This window comes from Microcoleus sp. S1D4, from assembly GCF_036700765.1.
Lineage (GTDB): Bacteria > Cyanobacteriota > Cyanobacteriia > Cyanobacteriales > Microcoleaceae > Microcoleus.
In genome coordinates, this window is sequence record NZ_JAUBPP010000016.1 from 19,250 (window position 1) to 42,287 (window position 23,038).

The following is a 23,038-nucleotide window of genomic DNA, read 5'->3' on the forward strand; positions in this document are numbered from 1 at the left end:
TTTAACTAATTGTTTCCTGGAAATTGACAGGCAGAAAAACCGTAAAGGTAGTTGTGCCCGGTACCGATGCAGCTTCTATTTTACCGCGATGTTTGTCAAGGATGTTTTTGACTATATCGAGACCGAGACCGCTGCCTTCTCCGGGGGGTTTTGTTGTGAAGAAAGGAGTGAATATTTTGGGCATGATTTCGGTCGGAATTCCTTTGCCGCTATCCGTAACGCTGACTTTGATATATTTGCCTTCTTCCAGGATCTCCAGGGTTAATGTGCCTTTATTCTCCATCGCTTGCAGGGCGTTGTGAATCAGATTTGTCCATACCTGATTCAGTTGGTCTACGTAGCACGGTACGGGCGGTATTTTTGCGAAATTGCGGATTACTTCTACGCCGTGTTTGAGGTTATTTTGATACAGGGTGAGTACGGTTTCTATGCCTTGAGTGATATTTGATTGAACCATCTTTTCTGATGAGTCGTAACGGGCATAGGTTTTGAGGGCAAAAACGACTTTAGAAGCGCGATCGGCTGCGGTATTAATTATTTGGGTTCCTCGCTGGATTTCTGAGAGTTTGTAGGCGATGTCTAAGATGCGATCGCGATCGCCCTTTTGCAGCAGAGACAGAAAATCGTCAGCTTCGTAAATCCCCATATCCACCAAGGTGTCGGCGATATCATCCGCTTCCTCAATATCTTCGCCTTCGAGTTGACGAATCAAAGCCCGTTTTAACTTCCTTTCTTCTTTAGCTGTTAAAGTCATATCTTTTTGTAGCGAGCGATACATTAATTGGCTAAAAGTGTCAGTTTCTGCGGGGGAAAGCGACTGAAGCAGTGAGGGTAAATTGGTGATAGTTGGGCCCAAAAACTTAATCATATTTCCCGCACTCGATCGGATCGCGCCCAGCGGAGTGTTTAACTCGTGAGCAACTCCGGCGACTAATTGACCTAAAGCTGCCATTTTTTCCGATTGAATCAACTCTTCCTGAGTGGTTTGCAAGTTTTCTAATGCTGTTTTGAGCTCTTGGGTTCTTTCCGCCACTTGGACTTCGAGGGTGCGGTTGTATTCTGCTACCAATTTCTCCGCTTGTTTGCGTTGGGTGATGTCGGCAAAAGCTGCGATCGCATCACTCACCTTTCCTTTATCATCATAGATGGGCGTTCCCCAAACCTCGATCGGAATAGTCCTGTCATGTTGGCGAATTTCCATATCATCAACGTTAACGCTGGTCCCTTTAAAAGCATTGATAATTGGATCTTTTTGGGCGGGATAAATTTCGTTAGTACCTGCTAGATAAGCTTGATAAATCTCTCGAAGTTCAGACGCATTATTAGCAACTTTATCTGTACCCAATAAATCCAGAGCGCGAGAATTAAAATAATAAGGTTTATCGCTAGAAGTGGCGACAAATATTCCGATTGGAACCGCTTCTAAAATTTGGTAAAGTCTGCTTTTACTCTCAGATAATTCGGTATTCAAAGCTTGCAATTCTGTGAAGGATAGTTGCAGTTGCTTCGCCATGCTATTAAATGAATTGGCAAGTTCTCCGACTTCATCATCGCGGTTAATTGTTATACTTTTTCCCCATTCACCCTTAGCAATATTTTTAACCGCATCGTTCAAAGATAAAATTGGTTGAGTCACCCATCTCGCCGTCACAATTCCGACAATTATCGCCACAATTAAAGCAGCAGCACACAACCAAATTGTTGCGGTATTATTGGCATTAATTTGTGCCATGAAATCCGCTTCTGGCACAACCAAAACAATTAACCAATCTAATCCTTTGTCATCTTGCCAGGGTAGAACTTGTAAAAATTGTTTTTTACCCTGAATCTTGAATTCTAGTGACTGCGAGGTTTTGAGAGATTGGAACTCGTTAAAATTAGTTGCTAAATATTGAGCAGTGGTTTTGGTAAAAATATTTTTACTGTCAATTGCTTTAACTCGTTCCGCGCCGTAGTCTTTTTTAACCGTGTGAAACGGTCTTTCTCCTGTCGAAGTTGCGACTAACATTCCCGATCTCTCAATAATGAAAATTTGTCCGGTTTTGCCGATTTTTAAGCTTTCCAAAAACTTACCAATGGTGGACAAATTAATATTAGTTAGCACTACGCCTTGCAATTGGCCTTGTTTGTCATAGAAAGGCATAGATGCGCCGAGATAAGCAGTCAGACCGGCCGTATTGGGATAAATCTCACTCCAGGTGGGCTTGTTAGCAGCTACCGCAGCTTTGTACCAAGGGCGAGTGCGCGGGTCGAAATTAATTTTGTTGTTTAAAAATTGAGTGATTTCACCGGATTTATTGGTAGCATAGGTGCGAAAATCATAGTTACTTGCTGCTGTCGATATTCTCAAAGTCAGCGAGCCGTTGTCGAGTCTTTCTGCCCCCAAGTTGTCTTTTTGTTCTAACCCTAAACCCGTAAAAGTGAGCGTGTCAAATATCTGAAGCTGCCGCCAGAAATGACGCTGTAAAACAGGTAAATCTTTCAGGTTAAGGGTGCCGAGTTCGATCGCAGCAGCATTGATCTGGTTGACCTGATGCGGTACACTCAGGTAAGTACCCAGGTTTTGTTCGACGCGGCTGCCTACTTCTGCCATCAGTCGATCGGCAATTTCATTGACTGCCTTTTGTCCGTTTTTAAATGAGAGATATCCTACCAGTCCCACCGCCGCGAAGAGTTGCAAGACGAAGGGAACTATCAGAACTGTTCGCAAGGTTCGGGAGCGAGCAGTTTTTGCGGCTTTGGGGCTAGTAGATCTGGTTTGGTTCACAACGTTGGTGCTTGTTTTGCGTAGAAACCGGATTGACGATCGTAAGTTTGATCTCTGTTATGGACTGTTGTCAAAGTCTGCTGATTTTTGAGATGCTACTTGTGAACTGCTAGCAGGCTGCATAACTCTACAATATTTTTACGATCGAATTAATAAAATAAAAACGCCTGCGTTTGATTGTACAGCAAAATAGAGGTAATTTCGCGATCGCTGGGGCATTTTTTGCACTTTTTAACTCAGAGTGCGTGGTGTGCAAGCTTCGCCCTCGGCGCTAATTCGATCGCGGGCGAGAAACAAATAAGAAAGAAAATCCAGAAGCTTTGTAGGTGCTAGTTTTTATGAATTGCAGATTTAGCTTTTCATACTGTCATATCAAATCCTCTCTTCATCGGAAGAGTAAATTCACAGTTAACAGTTAACAGTTAACATCATGTATGAGTGCAACCGGAATTGATATCAATCAACAACCCCGAATTTTGGGGCGAGCAATCTCTGTTCTTTTTTCCTCGGAGGTCAAATCTCCCGATCGCACTCGAAGCCCAATGTTTCACCTTTTCTAACACAAGCCGCTGGACTTAAGTATGTATAGCCTTTCAAGCGAAAGATGAGGTACTATGCGGCATAGGGCATAGGCCAAACCGGGCATAGGCCAAACCGGGCATAGGGCATAATTTGTAATATCATGTTCGGTTGATTACTCCAACAAAAACGGTTTGTACTAGGGACTTTGGTTCTCCGTTTAAGAGCGTATGCAAGTCGGCACTAGGAAGTTAATTCGCGATCGGTTAATCGATCGGACACGATATAAAGTGCTAAGCCGGCACGCTACACATACAAATAAGGACACAATAATGTTGTGTCCCTAGGTCATATTTAACGGCTACTTTGCACCCTACAAATGATGTAAAAATTCAACCGAATCGATAGCCAAATCCCCGTACCGTAATGATATATTCCGGTTGACTGGGATCGATTTCCAACTTTTCGCGCAGCCAGCGGATGTGAACGTCAACTGTTTTGCTGTCTCCGATAAAATCTTGACCCCAAATTTTTTCCAACAACCGATCGCGAGACCAAACTCGCCGGGGATTACTCATAAATAGTTCCAGTAAGCGAAACTGTTTAGGAGAAAATTTTACTTCAATGCCGCGAACCAATACGCGGCATTCTTCGGGATACAAAGTTATGCTCTTATATTGCAGCATCACCGGTTGCGACAACTGACCGACGAGGCGCTGGCGACGCATCAGCGCCCGACAGCGAGCAATAAATTCCCGCATCCCAAAAGGCTTGGTTAGATAATCGTCCGATCCGGCTTCTAGATAAAAAGCGCAATTGTTCGCACTTCCTCTAGCGCCGATAATTAAAATAGGAACTGGATTGCCTTGGTGCCGTAACATTCGACACAGATCCAAACCGTTAATTGAATCCATAATTAACAGGTTAAAGGCAAATTCACCGTGGTATGACGAGGAAGCCTGCACAGTAGGCAGAGCGTTACGCCCGTCGCTAGTAACAACCACCTCATAGCCCTGTTCTTTAAGGGCTAAAGCTAGCATTTCCCGCAACAGGTCTTCACCTTCCAATAACAAGATGCGGCCGGCTTGTCCAACAGCCAACCTTGAAGGACTTTCGCTTAATTCAGCAGAAGACATAAATATCAGTGGGAGTTATGTTTGTATGTGGCTAGCGTGAGGTGCCTTCTTCAGTAGCTGAGGCCTCTCGCGCTGCGATCGCTTGTACGCGATCGCCATTTGTTCGTTAGCGAAGCCCTCGAAGAGGATCGCTTGTAATCCTTAGCCAGCCCATCCCACAGACACGCGCTCGACTATTTCTACTTGCTCGTGCAAAAAGTACAGCCGTAGAGCAGTTGCGATAGCTGCGCTGTTTGCCTGCGTCCAGGCATCAGAAGCCCGGTCATTTTTAGGGGTTGGTGTTAATTTCATAAAACATTGCCCGCCGTTAATTGACCGGGTAACACCCAATCTATAGGGAGATGCTTGTTATACTACTCTTAAAAGGTTATTAAAAGGTAAAGTTTTGGTAATTAATTGGTTAAATTATTAAAGTTAAGTAATATCACTGTAAAGTTGCGATCGGACTGTAGAGCTTTGTTTAAGAATACAATCATAAGTTTGTCCAAAGTTCTTTTTCTGCGCTTGCCGGCTAGGATCGAGTTTGTAAGTAAAAATCTGTAAACTGCCTATAATGTTGCTGCATTTGAGTACCTGGCCGGAGGTAGAAGCTTATCTAGAAAGTTCCCGCGGCATAATTATCCCGATCGGCTCGACGGAACAGCACGGGCCCACCGGCTTAATCGGAACTGACGCCATTGCTGCTGGTGCGATCGCCCTTGGTGTCGGCGAAGCTGCCAATGCCTTAATCGGCCCGACAATTAATGTAGGAATGGCCTTGCACCACACCAGCTTTCCCGGCAGCATCAGCCTCCGACCCCAGACCCTGATTCTCGTAATCAGAGATTATATCACATCTTTAGCAAAAGCTGGATTTGAGAAATATTTCTTCATCAACGGTCACGGCGGCAACATTGCCACGATGAAAGCAGCATTTTCCGAGACTTACGCGCATTTGTCGGACTTAAATCTACCAAATGCCGATCGCATCCAGTGTCAAATCGGCAACTGGTTCATGTGCGGTTCAGTCTACAAACTCGCCAAAGAATTGTACGGAAACCAAGAAGGTTCCCACGCCACCCCCAGCGAAATCGCCTTAACCCAGTACCTTTATCCAGAAGCAATCAAGCAAGCACCGCTTTCGGAACAAGCTGCATCCGGGTACAAAATTTACAGTGCTGCTAACTTCCGACGGCGATATCCCGACGGCAGAATGGGTTCAAATCCGGCCCTAGCAACCCCAGAACACGGCCAGCAGTTTTACGAGTTAGCAGTCAAAGAACTGACTAATAACTATTTAGAGTTTTTGAACTCAGATTAACAATTTCCTGAAAATCTCGATCAATTGCGTTTTAATCCGAGGCCAGATCCTCCTCGCATCCCTCTTAGGTCGGGGGAATTTGAGATGAATCCTGTCTTCTCGTTACCAGGCTCTGCCTGGTAATGAAGATACTTTGACTCCGCCTCCTAATCTGTTCTTGCTGTCTCGTGTTATTAATAGAAGCGGTTCTTGGGAACGAGCATACACCCGCCCCCGCCGATTTCTACGCCGCAGCTTCCTCTTGGGCTTCAGCTTCCGGTGCATCAGGGACATCTTGCTTGATCGTCAAATAGCGAATCACTTCCTCGCTCAGACGCATGGCGCGTTCCATAGGAAAAATTGCAGCGCCGGGAGCAGTATAGTTCATTTGAACGTATACTCCGTCGCGGTGCTTGCCGATTTCGTAAGCCAAACGGCGCTTGCCGCGGTGCTGAGTTTCGATATTTTCAGCACCTTGATCGCGCAAAATAGTTTGATATTTCGCGATCGCCGCGTCAGTCATTTCCTCACCCAAATCAGGGCGCAGAATGTACATTGTTTCGTAAATAAACGGTTTCATGGCAATAATCCCCTTATGGACAACAAGGCTTCTCGCGAAGCAAGGACTTATCATCATATCCCAACAATGAACAATCTCAAAACTAAAAAATCAAATTTCCGCAACAACGGTCGATCGAGGTCGAGTACGCTGTGGACGTACAGTATCATGGGGGCGATCGCACTTTTAATGCTCTTCCCCCTGCTGTGGCTGCTGAGTACCTCCCTCAAATCCCCAACCGAAAACATCTTTCAATATCCCCCGCAACTGTGGCCACAACAGCCAACCCTCGAAAACTTCATCAAAGTGTGGCAAACCAACCCCTTCGGCCGCTACCTGTTCAACAGCACCCTAATTGCCGGCCTCACAGTCAGCATCAACGTTTTGTTTTGCGCCCTCGCCGCATACCCCTTAGCCAGACTAAACTTTCGCGGCCGCGAAGCCATCTTAATTACGATCGTTTCCACCATCATGATACCCTTCCAAATAGTCATGATTCCGCTGTACATATTGACAGTACAACTCGGATTAAAAAACAGCTATTTAGGCGTAATATTTCCCGGACTAGCCTCAGCATTCGGCATATTTTTATTGCGGCAAGCATTCCTAGCAGTTCCCAAAGAATTAGAAGAAGCCGCCCGCATCGACGGCTGCACAGAATTGGGTATTTGGTGGCACGTCATGATTCCGGCAATTAAACCAGCTTTAGTCACTTTAGGAATTTTTGTATTTATCGGTTCTTGGAGCGATTTTCTGTGGCCGCTGCTAGTTTTAGACAGACCGGAATATTACACATTACCTTTAGGAGTTGCTAATTTAGCCGGGACATTTTCCTTAGATTGGCGTTTGGTAGCGGCGGGTTCAATTATTTCCATTGTTCCAGTTTTAGGACTGTTTTTGGTCTTGCAAAAATACATTGTACCGACAGAAGCCGCCGCCGGAGTCAAAGGATAGATTGAGGGCATGGGCCTAACAGGGCATGGGGCATGGGCCTAACAGGGCATGGGGCATGGGCTAAACAGGGCATTGTCAGTCTAAAATTCTTCCTTCTTCCTTCTTCCTTCTTCCTTCTTCCTTCTTCCTTCTTCCTTCTTCCTTCTTCCTTCTTCCCTCTTCCGTCTTCCGACGGATTTACATCCGTTACATCCGTTACATCCCGTACATTGCTCGTTGCCTAACTTCCTTCTTCCTTCTTCCTTCTCCCTCTCCCTTCTGCAACACAACTGACAAAATTTATTTGCTATGTACGAACTGCCAGAAATCCGCTGGATTGTTGACCGCGCTGCGATCGTATCTGCGATCGTAGCATTTGCCAATGCGTTCGATGCCAAAGACTGGCAAAAAGTGCGTTCGCATTTAGCAGAGGAAATAGATATCGACTACTCGGAATTCAGGGGTGAACCTCCCCGACGAGTAACTGCAGAAGAATACATAAAACAGCGGGTAGAAGGTCTTGCGGGTTTGCGCTCGCTACACGTCAGCACAAATCACGAGGTAACTCTTAACAAGAATACTGCCGAATGCAAGTCTGTCTATCAAATTTATCGACTTGACCCGACTCGCGAATCGGGACAGAATCGGTTGGATACAGCAGGAAACTATTTTCACTCCTTGATTCAAAAAACAGACAGACATTGGCTAATCACAGGAATCAAACAAACTGTGGTGATTGTCAGCGGCAATCCACAAGTTCACGGTTCCCTGCGCGGTACATCGCCATCATAAAATCTAATTTTCAACAGAAATTAGATCCGCTTTTTTGCTACTCAAAATATCCCCTTACCTCGGAGTGAAAACCGCACTAGGATAAGCAATTCGCTTGTGATTGAACTGTTCCCAAACCCGCACAAAAATCTCCCCAATTAAAGACATATCTTCCCGCGTCAAACCAGAATCCAACAACTGATTATCCTGCCAACGAGCGCGCAAAATCTTATTAACCATATTCAAAGCTTCCTCGTGAGTGGCATCCTTGAGCGATCGCAAAGCAGCCTCGCAAGAATCCGCCAGCATCAAAATCCCAGTTTCCCGCGACTGAGGAATCGGGCCTACGTAGCGAAAATCCTTCTCCGTCACTTCCCGAATTGCGATGGCTAACTTAGAATTATCCGCATCTGCCAAAGCAATCTTTAAATCTTCTGGTTTTTGGGCAGTATCTTGCTTCGCTTGGTGATAGAAATAAGCAATCAACATCGTACCTTGGTGTTCGGGAATAAACGCCTGAATCGCCTTCGGCAATCGGTGCTTGCGCGCCATCAGCAACCCTTCGCTAACGTGCTTTTTAATAATTTCAGCGCTTTTCCAAGGGTCATTAATTTCATCGTGTTTGTTTCCCCCGCCCATTTGATTTTCGCAAAATCCGAGCGGATCGTGCATTTTTCCAATATCGTGGTATAATGTTCCAGTCCTGACCAGCTCAACATTGCAGCCGAGTTCCCGAGCTGCAGCCTCCGCCAAACTAGCCACAAACAGCGTGTGCTGAAAAGTCCCCGGAGCCTCGGCAGCCAACCTCTTTAACAGCGGGCGGTTGGGATTGGCAAGTTCCGCCAGCCGGATCGGGGTAATCAAGTCGAAAACGTGTTCTAAATAAGGGCTGATGCCGATCGCCACAACGCTCCAAGCCAAACCGGCCAAACTTTGGGCGCCCACCGTACCGAGAACGAGGTACCAAATCGCACCGGCAGCCGCACTGGCAATCAAAGTCCCCACCAGATAAACCGAGCCCTGAGTCAAGCCCACAGCCACGCCCAAGAGAGCCAACTCCTCGCGCGATCGCAGCCGCCCGGCCATAAAAGCGCCCAGCAATCCCCCCGCCGCGCTAGCCACCAAATGAATCAACTCCACATTTAAGCCAACGGGCAGCAGCGCCGACAGCAGCCCCACCACAGTCACTCCCACCGCAGAACCGTAGAAGCCACCGGCTAAAATGCCGATCGCGGGCAAACTCGTCCAAGGCAGCCCCAAACTCACCAGCACGGGCGCGCTCAAAGTCAGCAACAGCAACAGCAAATGATCTCTCCGCCGCAAGCGGTAGTGCCTTTCTACCAGCAGCACGATCGCAATTGCCCCCGACACTAAACACACAAACCCCGCCAGCCCCAGCCAATTCACCCCCCGCCGGCTCAAACCAAAATAGTCCAGCAACACGAAATCTTGCTGCGATATTTCTTTTCCTTCTGTAACAATAATATCGCCCTGCTTGACGGCGATCGTCACCGGTTTCACCTTTTGCGCCGCCAATTCAGCTAGCTGTTTGGTTGCTTCGGGATCTTTTACCAGATTTGGCTGCAAAATCGCACTTAAACCTTCAACTGCCAAAGCTTGCGACTCTAAAGGCACTTCATCTGCTATTTGCAGCTTCACAGCTTCTTTCAACATCTCTTTTGGCAACCCCGGCGGGATACCTTGAGCCAGCATTATTTTTGCCACTCGACTCATACCCGTTTGGGTTTTCTGCCAAGCTGCATCCGACAAATCGAACAACGAAGTATCGTAAATCTGTCGGAGTCCAGAAACCGAAGGTTTTTCCAGCGCCTCCACAGCACTGGCATAGTGGATGCGAGCTGAAGAAATACTGTCTGTCAGGCTTTTGAACTCTGCTGCTGAGACCGATCGACTGTAAGCTTGCAGTTGAGTCAGAGCCTCCTGCTTAGACTGGCTATCTGTCGGCGCATCACTGGCGGGGGAATCCAAATTCAACTTCTCGGAAGTTCCGCCGCTAGAGTCTCCAGCCTCCGCCAAAATGGATCGCCACTCCCACTCAGGACACCGCCTCAAGTAAAGCTGAGTCGAATTTGAGAGCGCCGAGGTGGCGGCAAACGGAAACGAGCCTACTTCCCGCCGCAGTTCGCTTCCCTGTTGCCAAAATAGCTGCATTTCTTGATCGATTTGTTGCTCGACGGCTGGATCGAGCATTAATATCGCTACAGCCCCGATCCGCGCCGATGAACGCTCTTCTTCAGTAGTTTTGCGATCGGGGATACTAGCACTAGCAGGAGCCTGAATCGTCTGAGGAGCTTTCGTCCCCACATCAAGTTTCGGCTGGTTGTAGAAGCGGTGGCCCAAAGTGCTGCTGAGGGAAACTACCGCTACGATCACCAACATCGGGGAACGAGCTTGATTTTTGATAGTTGATTTTGAGGTTTTACTTCTAAATTTAATAAAAGTTTCGGGCAGATCCAGTTTGTCGAGCGAAAAACGGCTTAACAGATGTTTACCAGGGCGATCGGGCTCTGCTTTGCTGCCTTTTTGCACTTTAGCAATCTGTTGGCGCAGTGAGCGCGCAGCCCCTAGCTGCTCAATCTGCCGCATCAATGAGGAGATCGTATTCATTATATGTCGAAGATATGTTCACTGTTATCCAGCAGCCTTGTCAGAAATTCTGACTGTGCATCTTGATTGAGTGTATCCGAATTACCGTACCTGAATATTTAACCGCGCCAGCTACTTTGCCTGAATGTCGCCAGCAGTTCGGTTTGCTAAGAAGCAGCCAACCAGCCAGCAGTTTCCTCAAGCTTCCGCTGTTTCTTTCGGGCCCTTCTCTATCTCGAACAGTTCGCGGGCGCGAGGGCTAAAAACCCGATTTATCCGTAGATTCCTGGTTTTACAACCCAACATTTTCCTAGAAACCGGGTTTTGGGAGTCAAGATAGTCAGATTTTATTTTTAAATTTTTAATTGCCGCTTCCCTTCCGCTTTCACTTTTGACTGGTTAATTGCTCATTTCTCATTACTAATTTCTAGTTTACCCTCCCTTTTTCAAGCTCAAAACTTTATATTTTGCGAGGTCTAATCACATAAGGTGCAGCCACAGCGCGGGCTAGCGCTTCCGAATTCATGCCTGCTGAAGGGTTGTAAACTCCCGCCCACACCGCAAACAAATTATTTGCTAACTCCACAATTTTGGCATCGCTGCCGATTCCCCAGAGCGAGGGTTCTCCGCCCTCGGCGAGCCGCCGCGATTCCACCGCAGCCGAAGATAATTGTCGCCATTCTACAGGAATTGCAGCAGCGCCGTTGTAAGCTCCAGACAAAGCTCCCGTCAAAGCGCAGGTGAGTTGTCCGGCTATCCCGCAGCGGGCGGCCCGCATCACTGACAAGCGCAAGTCTTCTGCAGTGTTCAAGAAGCAGTAGAAAGCTAGGGCGATGGGTAGCAAATTTCCCTGGTTGACAGTTGAGTTAGTTTCCGCTCTTTTGTCGCCATCACCTTGTTTTTCTGGCAAAGCTGTGACGCTTTTGCACAGGTCGGTGGTGGCTGTTTCTAAATCGGCTTTCTGTTCTAGTAGTATTTGCACTTGTAGCAGTAGCTCTGTTAAGGCATTATCTGTGTTCAGGTAGGCAATTGTTTGATCGATCGCTGTCGAGGGATCGAGTCTTTGTTTGAGCGATCGGGCGATCGCATATCCGATAGCTAAAACGGCTGTTTGCAATTCTGACTTATTTTCGTTGGGAAAAACATCTGTCGCCAGCATGATGTTTTCTCGCAGCTTAGCTTTATTTTCGTGAAAAAACATCGCGCACGGGATCGCAGCAACAGCAGCTTCGCAAGGGTTAAGCACGCTTTGAAACTCGGTGATTTCTGGAGGATAGATTTGCGACTTGACAAATCCTTCCCAAGTGTCGCCCCAATCTTTTAAATCTAAACCCATACACCGAATTAAACTTTGAGTCCACGCTACTGCAAGTCTCCCGCATTCGGATGAGTGCGTGCCCGTGAGGATTTTAGTGTTGGGAGAATTCAACAATGTTTGCCCGTTCAGGGTCAATTGCTGGTGTTTCGTCAGTTGTAAAATCGGCTGCCAGCCTTCTGTTTTGGGGGAAATACCCACCAGTTGCCTCTGATATTGCAGGCCTGTAGAGTCTCCTAAAACTGCCCCCAGTATGGTTCCTTGAAACTTGCTCAACAGGGAATGACGCATTTGAATTTAACTCAAGTTGTTAGTAATTGGGAATTGGGAATTGGGAATTGGGGAATTGGGAATTAGGAATTAGGAATCCAGAATGGTTAATTTTTTTTCCTTATTAGCCCTCTATCTGTACTGCAATTAATTTCAAAAATCTTGTTTTTTTAACTCTTGTGGGGAGGGCTTTTTGCAGCGCCCAAAATTTTAAAATCAAATGCAGCAGTACAGTTTATCTGTTACCAATTATATCGTTTCCGGTTGCATCGGAATGATTTGACCGGCGCTAGAACACAGAGTACACAGAGTCCGAGAATATATATCTGAATCATTCCGATGAAGAGAGGATTTGATATTACCCACAATTCTGGACGCACCATCATAAACCGTTTTTTTTACGAATCGATTATCATCACAAAAATGGTTTGTAGTGCGTCAGTCAGCGTCTGCATTGTAAGAGCCGACTCGCATTCCGCACTACGAACCGGAGTGCGGTGCGGAACAGGATGTTACCCATTAGCCATTAGCCATTAGCCATGATCCAATTCTTGTGGCTAATGTCAATTAGCCATAAATATACAAGGGCTGGCCTTCCATCTAAAACCTGCCCTTATCCGATCGCGAAAATCGGTGAATTTTTAATTTTTAACCAAGTAACTAACCAGAGCCTGCAGCCCCAGCCGATAACTGTCTGAGCCAAAACCGCTGATTTGTCCGATCGCCACTGGTGCAATATACGAGTGGTGTCGAAAAGCTTCCCGCCGATAAATATTACTCAGATGAACTTCCACCACAGGAATATTCACAGCAGCGATCGCGTCTCTAATTGCCACACTCGTATGAGTATAAGCTCCAGGATTCATTAACAAGCCTTGGTGCTGCCCTAACATCGAGTGAATTGCATCCACCAAGACTCCTTCATGATTCGACTGCTGAATTGAGACTTTCACCTGGAGGGCTTGCGCTTCTCGTTCTAGCAACTCGTTGATATCATTTAAAGTCGCAGAACCATAAACTCCAGGTTCTCGTTGACCCAATAAATTCAAATTGGGGCCGTGAAGTACCAGGATCTTTAACAATTTTTTAAATTCCAGCGCCACAAAACTTTGAGTTTTGACTTGAATTCGATCGCCAACATCAAATCTCAAACCCCGTCTCAACTATCGACGATGCCTAGGTTGGTTAACTGGAATAGGAATCGGTTCCAATTCCGGTTGAGCTTCGGGACTCAGCAGTCCTTCTATCAACTTGCGAACCCATTTTTCAATTTGTTCCAGCACCTTTTCAATGTTTTCCATTGAACGGATAGCTCCTTTTTTTATAGTCTAGACTGCTAAACCGACGGCTAAATCTCTGAAACATAAGCAAGCACGGCTTTGAAACCAAAGGTCAAACTTGCTTTCTCGCTTGCTGGTTGTTTTTGAGCAAAGGAGAGAGTTCAGTATCTTTGCCAATCAGTCCTATCTTATTATCATAACGAATCTTTACAGATAAGCAAGAGGCAAAAGGAAGATTGCCAAATTATGTCGGAGTATAGAGTGTTAAATAAAGCTTAAGCTTAGAGTTGACTGTTGACAATTGACCAATCGTAGGATTTTTTCTATGTTTTTACCAATAATAATTGACGCCGGAGTCGATCGAGCGCCGTACAGCTACTGAGATGCCGAATCCAATCGCGGCCTCGCGCATCGCCAAAGCGGTATTCAAAACTTTCTGTCACGCCGTCGGGGCCTGCTAAACCGATATAAACCAGTCCCACAGGTTTAGCGTCTGTACCGCCTCCTGGCCCGGCGATGCCTGTAATGCTCAATCCCCAACTCGTATTGAGCCTCGCGCGCACTCCCGCCGCCATTTGTTTCGCTACTTGCTGGCTGACTGCGCCGAATTCGGCTAAATCTTGGGGATTAACACCTAATAATGATTCCTTAACCCGATTGTCATAAGAAATAATCCCGCCCCAAAAATAGCTCGAACTGCCGGGAACAGTAGTCAGCATCGCCCCTAACCCTCCTCCCGTGCAGGATTCAGCCACACTCAGAGTTTCCCCGGCCAACAGCAGCAATTTGCCTACTGTCGAAGGGAGGGTATCGCTATCGGCACCGTAACAGTCTAGGCCTGTAATCTGCTGCAATTGTTGTTCGATCGGCTCAATTAACTTTTTCGCAGCCACTTCCGAGTCAGCGCGGGCAGAAATCCGCAATTTGACTTGACCGTGATTGGCGTAAGGAGCGACAGTAGGATTAGTTAAATTCAGAAAAGATTCTACTTTTTCCGCCAGCGCCGACTCAGCAATTCCCCAAAATTTCAACGTGCGGCTGAAAATAGTTGCGCTGCACCAACCGCCATTTTTCAGGTAAGGAACGGCGGTTTCTCGCCACATCAAGTGCATTTCCGCCGGTACGCCGGGAAATGTCATCACTGTCACCTTGGGAATTGGCTGCCAAAGAATGCCCGGTGCCGAACCGCTGCGGTTCGGCAGAATGTCCGCCGTTTCTGGAATTAAAGCTTGTTTGCGGTTGCTGGGACTCATAGTGCGTCCGCGCAGGGCAAATTTTTGTTCGATATCGGCGATAATTTCCGGTTTTTCGATTAAGGGAACCCCAAAGAAATCGGCGATTGTTTCGACGGTGAGGTCGTCTGGTGTCGGGCCGAGGCCTCCTGTAAAGAGTAAAAGTTGCGATCGGTTAACGGCGATTTCTAACACTTGTTTGATGCGTTCTGGATTGTCCCCCACAACTGTTTGATAGTAGTGAGGGATTCCCAGACTCGCTAATTCTTTGGCTAAAAACTGAGCGTTCCCATTAAGAATATCTCCTAAAAGCAATTCAGTGCCAACACAAATAATTTCAGCAACCATTCGATTTTAGATTTTAGATTTTAGATTTTAGATTGGAAAATTGGGCAAACAGGGCAAACAGGGCATTGGGCGAGCGCGAAGCGGAGGGATTGGGCATTGGGCATTAGAAATTATTTTTCTTCCTTCTTCCTTTTTCCTTCTTCCTTCTTCCTTATTCCTTATTCCTTATTCCCTCTTCCTTCTTCCTTCTTCCTTCTTCCTTCACCGAGCGTGTCTCCAAACTTTCCAGCTAGCGTATCCCAGCAAACTTGTTGCACCCAGTGCGTAAATTACGCCGCTGGGTATCGAAAAAGCGAGGGCTAAACTTCCCACCCACAGTGTTAAGGCGTAAATAAATAAAACCGCAAATCGATGGGATACTCCGGCTTCTAGAAGTCGGTGGTGGAGGTGGCGCTTGTCAGCAATAAACGGTGATTTGCCGTTGCGGAGTCGATCAAGAATAACCGCAGACATATCTAAAATCGGTACAGCTAAAATTAAATATGGCAGTAACACAGAGGTAATAGCCGTAGTTTTAACTAACCCAATTACTCCCACTCCCGCGAGAGTGAAACCGATAAAATAAGCGCCGCCATCTCCCATAAAGATTTGAGCCGGATTGAAGTTGTAGCGCAGAAATCCCAAAGTGCCGCCTGCTAACGCCGCTGCAATTAGGGCTGCTGCGGGTTGGTGCATTGACAGACTGACTATCAGCATCACAACTGCTGCAATACCTGAAACTCCGGCTGCTAAACCGTCCAAACCGTCAATCCAGTTGATGGCGTTGGCCATACCGACGAGCCAAATTACGGTAATTGGCAAACTCAGCCAGCCAAGATCTGTCAGTCCCAAGGATGGAACTGTGAGAAACTCAATTTGTACGCCCGCGTACCAAGCGATGCTGGATACGCCAATTTGCATGAGCAAGCGTTTGATGGCTGAGAGCGAAAATAAATCGTCTGCTAAACCGATGAGAAAGAATCCGAGGCCGCCGAGGGTGACTCCCCAGATTTCGTATTCGTCTTTGCGATCGAGAATTTGTCCGCTAGCATCGATGAAGCCTCCTGAGAGCCAGACAAATAACAGAGCAATCAGAGTGCCCATAAAGATGGACACTCCTCCCAAGCGCACCATCGGGCGCTTGTGGACTTTTCGCTCGCCTGGCCGATCGACTCGCCCGCTTTTGAGACCAATTTTTTTGACTATTGGCGTACTGTAGAGGACGACGATCGCAGAAACCAGAAAAGCGACTACGTGGTACAGATACTGGTGCGGCATCTGAAATCAATTTTAAATAGTGCGGGGCAATTAGGCTGTCAGGCAGAGTCTACTACATTTCAGATGGCTTATCACAAGGAAACATCTTTAAAGTGCGACTGGGGGGTTTGGGAGCCGGAAATTTGTTGGAATGGAAGTTGCCCGATCGCCAAAAAGTGAGATTTTTAACTTACGTAACTCTCAAATTAAGATCCTTGGGGATCTATGCTGCGATCGCGAGACTGTCGTTCGACACATCGATCCGAGTGGATTTATCCCTCGAAGGGGGCGGGTAGATCGATATTTTTGGCTACCGACAAATATATCGGGTAAAACCCGCCCCGCGCGATCGATAATATGCAAGTTAAAACAGGGGGCGCGAATGGCAACTCTCAATCTTTTCCGGCTGTTTTACCCTTTTACCCGTACACTTCCAACTACAAATTTCCCATTGCCGATCAGGAAAATTAAGCTAATGCCGGCACTTTTAAGAACAAGTGCGGATATAACGGGAAGCGATCGCAAAGTGCAGCTACTCGCCGCAGGCAATCGGCTGTGACGCTTTCATCTTCAGGATTCAGCAGTCGATCGGCAATAATATTACCAATTTCGGTAAATTCAGCAGTTCCCATGCCCCTGGTTGTCATCGCCGGCGAACCGAGTCTCAAACCGCTGGTGATAAAAGGCGATGCCGGATCGAAAGGCACGGTATTTTTATTAGCAGTAATATTCACACCGCTAACTAATTGGTCGGCTCGCTTGCCTGTCATGTTTACCGATTGCAAATCGACTAGCATTAAGTGATTGTCTGTGCCGCCGGAAACGAGTTTTAAACCCCGCTGCTGCAACTGTGCTGCTAAAGCCCGCGCATTTTCTATTACTTGACCGGAATAAGTTTTAAATTCAGGTTTTAATGCTTCGCCAAAAGCTACTGCTTTGCCGGCAATTACGTGCTCTAATGGGCCGCCTTGAGTGCCGGGAAACACTGCTTTGTCGAACTTTTTGCCTAGTTCGGGGTCATTGGTCAAAATCAAGCCGCCGCGCGGGCCGCGCAGGGTTTTGTGAGTAGTGGTGGTGACTGCGTGACAGTGGGCGAGGGGGCTTGGGTGGTGGCCTGTGGCGACTAACCCGGCGATGTGGGCAATGTCTGCGAGCAGGTAAGCTCCGATTTCGTCGGCGATCGCTCTAAACTTTTCAAAGTCGATAATTCGCGAATATGCTGAATAGCCGCAAATCAGCAATTTCGGTCGGTTTTGTTTCGCCAGTGCCAAAATTTCGTCGTAGTCGAGCTGTTCTGTTTCTGGGCTGACACCGTAGTGAAAAGCTTTGAACCATTTGCCGGATACGTTGACGGGGGAACCGTGGGTCAGGTGTCCGCCGTGGGACAAATCCATGCCCATAATTCCGTCCCCTGGCTCTAGCAAGCTCAAAAACACTGCAAAGTTGGCTTGAGCGCCTGAGTGGGGCTGGACGTTGGCGTGGGCTGCTCCAAATAGCTGTTTGGCGCGATCGATCGCGATTTGCTCGATGCCGTCAATAAATTCGCAGCCCCCGTAGTACCGTTTCGCTGGCAGTCCTTCGGCGTATTTATTGGTCAGCACTGAGCCTTGAGCTGCCATTACCGCTGCGGAGGTAAAGTTTTCACTGGCGATGAGTTCTAGGTGGTCTCGCTGCCGCTGCAGCTCTTGCCCGATTAAATCGGCAATCTGCGGGTCGGTTTTGGAAAGCAAGTCTAAGTTAGTGTCGGTCACAATAATCAACCTCTTGACAATTTAGGATTGCGAATTGGGGATCTTTTACCCTACTACGGATTTCACATGATTTATCCAAATATTACATTGTGTTCAGCTTAAGCGGTTTGTCCCAAGTTCCTGACATACAATGAAATTACTGGTATGAAACCTGCCGGAGGTATCAAATGTTAGTTATTCTAATGGAAAATCAGATGCTTGCCCCTCAGTGTGTTTGCCAAGGTTGTGTGCTCGCCGATCGCACGGGCCAACCACGCTGGAGCGGTGGAGAGCTTCGCTGCGGGCATCCAGTTGCTAAACCTACGGAAAATTTGCCCGATCGGTACGAGTGTCTAATGGGCTTCGTCATTGCCAATATTAAATAATCATCGGCCAAACAGGGCATCGGCCAAACAGGGCATGGTGACTATTGAACCCGACTCGCTCTCAATACCCCTGAATCTACTCGGCTCTGAGTGTGGGAAAATTCCGGGCGAGTCGGAACTGAGCCTGCTGCGTTATCCTGAGTTTAACGGGAATTGATAGTTTATCGATCGACTCAGGAGAGTTCATTATGACTTGGCGCGGATCTACGACTGTTCCAGACCGAATTTTTGCTTGTTTGCCTTATTTGCTGCCATTGATTGACGGGCTGGGGTTTGGCAGGTATCTGTTTGCACAGTTTCCTGTCCTCCAACTGTTTTTGATCCCGCTAACTCCGTTGCTTCAGATTTATAGGTTGCCCTTCGCTAGCTTGATTATTTTCTTTGCGCTGTATTTAGCAGTGGTGAGAAACGAAAACATCAGTCACTTCATTCGTTTTAATGCGATGCAGGCGATTCTTTTAGACATTGTTTTGATGCTATGCGGTTTGATATTGCCGATTTTTTCTAGAGGCTTACAAGTCGCATTTATTGCGGAAACTCTGTTTAATATGGTGTTTTTGGGAGCTTTGGCTGCATTTGTTTATGCAGTCGTACAGTCGGCGTTGGGACGCTATGCAGAGATTCCTCCGCTTTCGGATGCTGTTTATATGCAGGTTCGTTAGGCAGTTGGCAGTTGGCAGTTGGCAGTTGGCAGTTGGTTGTTGGCAGTTGGCAGTTGGCAAAAGTGCCAGTTCTCTTAGTTGTGAGTTGACAGGAAAGCAGTAGTTATTAGTTATTAGTTATTAGTTATTAGTTAACAGTCAACAATGACAACTGACAACTGACAACTGACAACTGACAACTAACTACTGACTACTAACTACTGTATTTTCAAGACTCCCAATACCTTCTATCTCAATACGGACTCGATCGCCTATTTGTAGCGGCCCTACCCCTTGTGGCGTTCCTGTCAGTATCACATCGCCGGGAATCAAAGTCATTATTTGACTGATGTAGGAGACTAGAAAGTCTGGGGAAAATACCATGCGATCGATCGGGGATGACTGTATCGGCCGATCGCTATCATTGACAAAAGTCTGCAACTGTGCAGCCGGACTCAATTCGCGGACAATCCAAGGCCCCAAGGGACAAAATGTATCGAACCCTTTCGCCCTCGCCCACTGGTTGTCCCGCTTTTGCAAATCTCTGGCTGTCACGTCGTTGGCGATGGTATAGCCCCAAATCTTGCCGTGTGCTTGTTCGGGAGTGCAGTTGCTACAATGTTCGCCAATTACCAAGGCCAATTCTCCTTCGTAGTCTACCCTTTCCGATTGCTGCGGATAGCGAATCGCTCCACCTGCGGGGATGATAGCGCTGGGCGGCTTAAAAAATAGCAGCGGCTCTTCGGGTACTGGAGTACCCATTTCGGCGGCGTGATCGACATAATTTTTGCCGACGGCTACAATTTTTGAGGGAGAGCAAGGGGCAAGAATTTGGTAAGTATCTGGTTGGAGTTCCAAATCTGTTGGTTGTCCTTTTAACCAGGGAGGTGCATCAAATACTTGAACGCTGTGGCTCAGTTGCAGCAAACCGTAATGGATGTGTCCTTGTGTTGTTTTAACTCGAACGTAGCGCTGGGCCATAGTATTTTAGATTTTAGATTTTGGATTTTAGGTTAAACTATACTGAGAACTAAAGATGGCTCTAGGGATAATATCATGTCTTGTAAAATAACTGTTATAAGTTTGTATAAGTTTGTAGTGGGGACTTCAGTCCTCAGATTTTTATGAAGATTGAAGTCCGATGCTGCAAACCAATTTTGCTGCGATCGTTTGAGCCGACATCCTGCTAATTATTAAAAATTTATTGCTCGATCGACCTTTAAGATTTTTGCTGTATCATTTTTAACCCGCTTTCGGTGCAAACTCCGTGCAGCGGTTTGTCCCAAGAGTCGGCTGGTAGCTGGGTTAGCAAGGCAAATTCAAAGATTGTGGCGATCGTCATTTTCGCTCGCCACTCTGGTAAACTCAGCATTCGATCGTAATAGCCGCCGCCGTAACCCAAGCGATAGCCGCGAACATCGCAACCAACGGCGGGTACGAGGATTAAATCTACTTCTGAACAATCTATTTTTGGAGCATCAGGCAGTGGTTCTAGGATGCCGTAAGCTCCACTATGTAAAGCGTCTCCGGGCTGCCAAACGTGCCATGATAGCTCTTTCCCGACACAGCGGGGAAATCCCCATTTGCGCGGTGTTGCAAACAAGGGACTTAAATCTGGTTCTTGGCGACAACTGAAGTAGGCGAGGATTGTTTTTGCTTGGGCGAATAGGGGCGAGTTTTGCAGGTGATTGCAGAGGCTCGTGCTCTTTTCTCTCCACTCTTGTGCTGATAGGGATTTGCGGGTTTTGAGGAACGATTTTCTTAATTCAGTTTTAGTTAATGAAGGTTCAGCAGTATTCATATTTGCGATCGAATCTCTCGTTTGACTTCCAGTCCGACAGGGGTTGAAAACCCCTGTCTCACAGCGAAAGTCCTCTAAAAGAGGACTACAATTAATTGCATTTCCATCACACTCTGCAGTCGGTTTTAACTGATATCTTGCACCATTCTCAATTAGCCGTAGGGACGGGTTCGCCAACAGCCTTAAAGCTTGCAAATAGGTTCTATAAACCCGCCCGACCCCACGAAAAATCCTCTTATTGATATTGCTGCAAGATATCAGTTTTAACCGACTTTAGCTTTGAGGCAGGGGTTTCAACCCCTGCCGGACTGTCGGGCTGTCGGGCTGTCGGACTGCCGGACTCCCGGACTGTCGGACTGTCGGAAAGTATCAACAAACTGGATTTGAGAGCACATATTGTCTCACCACAGGACAAACGCTGAATAACGTTTCATTCTCCTGTTCTTCTATTTCAACTAACGATCGCCTCCCCAAAGATTGCAGCCCGTTGAATAACTCGGAGGGCGATAAATCGGCATCTTGTAGCAATTGCTCTCTTGAAACTGAATTTGCTTCTCGGCTGAGGCGACAGATTAGTTTTTTTTCTAATTCTGACAAACGATTTATCTGTGGGTGCAATGTTGCTGCCAATTCTTCCCCTAAAAATAGCATATCATATTTCAAAAATTCTGCAACCCTACCTCGGAATATTTCTTGAATGGTGGTGGCGACTATTTTTAACCACAATGGATTGCCTCGGTAGGTGTTAATTAGGTTTTCCCATGTTTCTGGATTGAGTAAACTTTTTTGTCGAAAAATTTCGGCTGCTACTGCACCTATGCCTTTGAGTTGTAAGCTGCGAACTGGTGATTTTTATTCTTTTAATGCGGTAATTTCTCTGGGTGGTTCCCAACTATTGAGAATTAAGCAACTGTTGTGGGTTGTTTCTCCGATTTGTCTGAAGAGGATGCTGTAATTTTCGCATTCGGGGCGGTAATTTCCTGCTAATTGTCCGCTGCTGAGAATGGTTTGCACGTCGTCGAGGATAATGAGACAGCGGTTTTTTCGCAGATATTCCATTAACAAGGAAAGTCGATCGGGTATGCTGCTAGGGAGTTCGATTTCGGGTTTATTTAAGAGAAATTTTAGGAGATTTTTTAGGGTTGTTTTTAAGGGTGGGGAGTGGCGGAGACTTCGCCAGATGACGCATTCAAAGTTATGCTGAATTTGTGGGATGAGGTGGAGGGAAAGTGCGGTTTTGCCAATGCCGCTTATTCCTGATATTGCTGCGAGGTTGCACTTTTCTTGGACGATCCATTGTTCCAGGGTGGCGAGTTCGGATGTGCGATCGCAGAATGATGAAATATGAGGTGCGTCTGCTAAGTCTAGTCTGGTTTGAGGTTGGGATGTGTCTGAGGTGGGGGCTGAGGGCGATCGGGTTTTTTGAATTTCTGAAGCTTGGGTATCTGTACAAACATTGACGTTACCAATGTGTAGAAAATCATTGCCAAAATTTGATGATACGATGAATAATTGTCGTCTCTCAAGTGCCGAGCGTAAATTCGATGGAGTAACTTCTTCACCTAAGACATTTGATAAACGCTTCCATAATTTTGAAGCTACATTCCTGACGTGACCTTCGCTACAATGCGATGCTTCTGCGATTTGAGAGTATTTTTGACCTTCCCATACACCCCCCAGGATAGCTTCTTGCAGATCCTCCAAATGTTCTCCCGTCTTAGCGAAAACCAGGTCATCGGCAAATCTCAAGACTTCTTTAACGTCCATCGGTGACTTAAGTTTAGGGGTTTTGCTTATTATACCTGCTATTTTATGACATTTTATGACATGGATGGCAACATTTGACTTTTTTTGAGAGTTAGCGTCAGGTACAACAACTTACATTGTCTGACGTTTTATGACTGGATATCACTGTGAATATAATGATATTATCCAAAGATAAGCGAGCATTTTCCGCTAATGAAATATAGCACAACATTGGAGTATTAAGCTCATGGCTGACCAACCCAAAAGAGAACCTAAGCTAAAATGTCCGCTGTCGCAAGAACAAAAGGAGACAGTCAAAGAGGTGGCTGATGTCATTGATAAGCATAGAAAAATTGTGAGAAAAATTACTGGGAAAAGTTAATAAATCAACTGGCTTTGCATAATGCTGTAAGAGTCAAAAAAATATTTTATGGCTTTTTTGCAACAAAATATAACACAAAAATACTTATAGCACTAATTAA

At 46.6% G+C, this 23,038-nt stretch carries 21 protein-coding genes; 5 read left to right on the forward strand and 16 right to left on the reverse strand.

Annotated features, from left to right (window positions below):
• Position 1 precedes the first annotated feature (1 nt).
• The 3 genes from QT998_RS17500 to QT998_RS17510 form a co-directional block, all read right to left on the reverse strand.
• On the reverse strand, positions 2-2,767 hold the full coding sequence (locus QT998_RS17500) for an ATP-binding protein (RefSeq protein WP_333087418.1): 2,766 nt from the start codon (positions 2,765-2,767) through the stop codon (positions 2-4).
• Positions 2,768-3,678: 911 nt separating this feature from the next.
• Positions 3,679-4,422, reverse strand: a complete 744-nt coding sequence (locus QT998_RS17505) for a winged helix-turn-helix domain-containing protein (protein WP_194067669.1) — start codon at positions 4,420-4,422, stop codon at positions 3,679-3,681.
• A gap of 141 nt (positions 4,423-4,563) precedes the next feature.
• Positions 4,564-4,713, reverse strand: a complete 150-nt coding sequence (locus QT998_RS17510; RefSeq protein ID WP_194009093.1) for a hypothetical protein — start codon at positions 4,711-4,713, stop codon at positions 4,564-4,566.
• Positions 4,714-4,975: 262 nt separating this feature from the next.
• Between QT998_RS17510 and QT998_RS17515 the strand changes: the two genes are divergently transcribed.
• On the forward strand, positions 4,976-5,722 hold the full coding sequence (locus QT998_RS17515; protein WP_333087419.1) for a creatininase family protein: 747 nt from the start codon (positions 4,976-4,978) through the stop codon (positions 5,720-5,722).
• A 223-nt stretch (positions 5,723-5,945) separates the two neighbouring features.
• Here the strand turns inward: QT998_RS17515 and rpsF are convergent, their stop codons facing one another.
• Complete coding sequence (gene rpsF, locus QT998_RS17520) at positions 5,946-6,281, reverse strand: 30S ribosomal protein S6 (RefSeq protein ID WP_194009095.1); 336 nt, start codon at positions 6,279-6,281, stop codon at positions 5,946-5,948.
• 15 nt (positions 6,282-6,296) lie between these two features.
• On the opposite strand from rpsF, the gene QT998_RS17525 reads away from it, so the two are divergent.
• Positions 6,297-7,214, forward strand: coding sequence for a carbohydrate ABC transporter permease (locus QT998_RS17525; RefSeq protein WP_442921506.1), 918 nt, complete (start codon positions 6,297-6,299; stop codon positions 7,212-7,214).
• Between the two features lie 80 nt (positions 7,215-7,294).
• Here QT998_RS17525 and QT998_RS17530 read toward each other — a convergent pair whose 3' ends face one another.
• A complete protein-coding gene (locus QT998_RS17530; protein ID WP_333087421.1) occupies positions 7,295-7,483 on the reverse strand; it encodes a hypothetical protein in 189 nt (62 codons plus the stop codon).
• A gap of 19 nt (positions 7,484-7,502) precedes the next feature.
• Here QT998_RS17530 and QT998_RS17535 point away from each other — a divergent pair, with 19 nt between their 5' ends.
• Complete coding sequence (locus QT998_RS17535) at positions 7,503-7,985, forward strand: nuclear transport factor 2 family protein (RefSeq protein ID WP_333087422.1); 483 nt, start codon at positions 7,503-7,505, stop codon at positions 7,983-7,985.
• Positions 7,986-8,039: 54 nt separating this feature from the next.
• On the opposite strand, the gene QT998_RS17540 is transcribed toward QT998_RS17535, so the two are convergent.
• The 7 genes from QT998_RS17540 to glyA form a co-directional block, all read right to left on the reverse strand.
• Positions 8,040-10,592, reverse strand: coding sequence for an HD family phosphohydrolase (locus QT998_RS17540; RefSeq protein WP_333087423.1), 2,553 nt, complete (start codon positions 10,590-10,592; stop codon positions 8,040-8,042).
• 439 nt (positions 10,593-11,031) lie between these two features.
• Positions 11,032-12,177 carry an ADP-ribosylglycohydrolase family protein gene (locus tag QT998_RS17545; protein WP_333116665.1) on the reverse strand — a complete coding sequence of 382 codons (1,146 nt, stop codon included), beginning with the start codon at positions 12,175-12,177 and terminating at the stop codon, positions 11,032-11,034.
• 620 nt (positions 12,178-12,797) lie between these two features.
• The gene (aroQ, locus tag QT998_RS17550; protein ID WP_228049995.1) at positions 12,798-13,238 is read right to left on the reverse strand and encodes a type II 3-dehydroquinate dehydratase; all 441 of its coding nucleotides are present in this window, start codon (positions 13,236-13,238) and stop codon (positions 12,798-12,800) included.
• Between the two features lie 81 nt (positions 13,239-13,319).
• Entirely contained in the window at positions 13,320-13,457 is a 138-nt protein-coding gene (locus QT998_RS17555; RefSeq protein ID WP_194009100.1) for a hypothetical protein, read from the reverse strand.
• A 302-nt stretch (positions 13,458-13,759) separates the two neighbouring features.
• Positions 13,760-15,016 carry a competence/damage-inducible protein A gene (locus QT998_RS17560; protein WP_333087430.1) on the reverse strand — a complete coding sequence of 419 codons (1,257 nt, stop codon included), beginning with the start codon at positions 15,014-15,016 and terminating at the stop codon, positions 13,760-13,762.
• A gap of 201 nt (positions 15,017-15,217) precedes the next feature.
• The gene (locus tag QT998_RS17565; protein ID WP_333087431.1) at positions 15,218-16,273 is read right to left on the reverse strand and encodes a glycosyltransferase family 4 protein; all 1,056 of its coding nucleotides are present in this window, start codon (positions 16,271-16,273) and stop codon (positions 15,218-15,220) included.
• Positions 16,274-16,719: 446 nt separating this feature from the next.
• Entirely contained in the window at positions 16,720-18,003 is a 1,284-nt protein-coding gene (gene glyA / locus QT998_RS17570) for a serine hydroxymethyltransferase (RefSeq protein WP_333087435.1), read from the reverse strand.
• 167 nt (positions 18,004-18,170) lie between these two features.
• On the opposite strand from glyA, the gene QT998_RS17575 reads away from it, so the two are divergent.
• Positions 18,171-18,368: a hypothetical protein gene (locus QT998_RS17575; protein ID WP_106149203.1), complete on the forward strand. Its 198-nt coding sequence runs from the start codon at positions 18,171-18,173 to the stop codon at positions 18,366-18,368.
• Positions 18,369-18,556: 188 nt separating this feature from the next.
• Positions 18,557-19,030, forward strand: a complete 474-nt coding sequence (locus QT998_RS17580) for a Tic20 family protein (RefSeq protein ID WP_194067657.1) — start codon at positions 18,557-18,559, stop codon at positions 19,028-19,030.
• A 183-nt stretch (positions 19,031-19,213) separates the two neighbouring features.
• Here QT998_RS17580 and QT998_RS17585 read toward each other — a convergent pair whose 3' ends face one another.
• From QT998_RS17585 to QT998_RS17600, 4 genes are all read right to left on the reverse strand, one after another.
• The gene (locus QT998_RS17585; protein WP_333116663.1) at positions 19,214-19,990 is read right to left on the reverse strand and encodes a fumarylacetoacetate hydrolase family protein; all 777 of its coding nucleotides are present in this window, start codon (positions 19,988-19,990) and stop codon (positions 19,214-19,216) included.
• A 238-nt stretch (positions 19,991-20,228) separates the two neighbouring features.
• Positions 20,229-20,810: a 5-formyltetrahydrofolate cyclo-ligase gene (locus tag QT998_RS17590; RefSeq protein ID WP_333116662.1), complete on the reverse strand. Its 582-nt coding sequence runs from the start codon at positions 20,808-20,810 to the stop codon at positions 20,229-20,231.
• A gap of 369 nt (positions 20,811-21,179) precedes the next feature.
• Entirely contained in the window at positions 21,180-21,536 is a 357-nt protein-coding gene (locus QT998_RS17595) for a hypothetical protein (protein ID WP_333116660.1), read from the reverse strand.
• 126 nt (positions 21,537-21,662) lie between these two features.
• On the reverse strand, positions 21,663-22,577 hold the full coding sequence (locus tag QT998_RS17600) for an NB-ARC domain-containing protein (RefSeq protein ID WP_333116658.1): 915 nt from the start codon (positions 22,575-22,577) through the stop codon (positions 21,663-21,665).
• Positions 22,578-23,038: the final 461 nt, after the last annotated feature.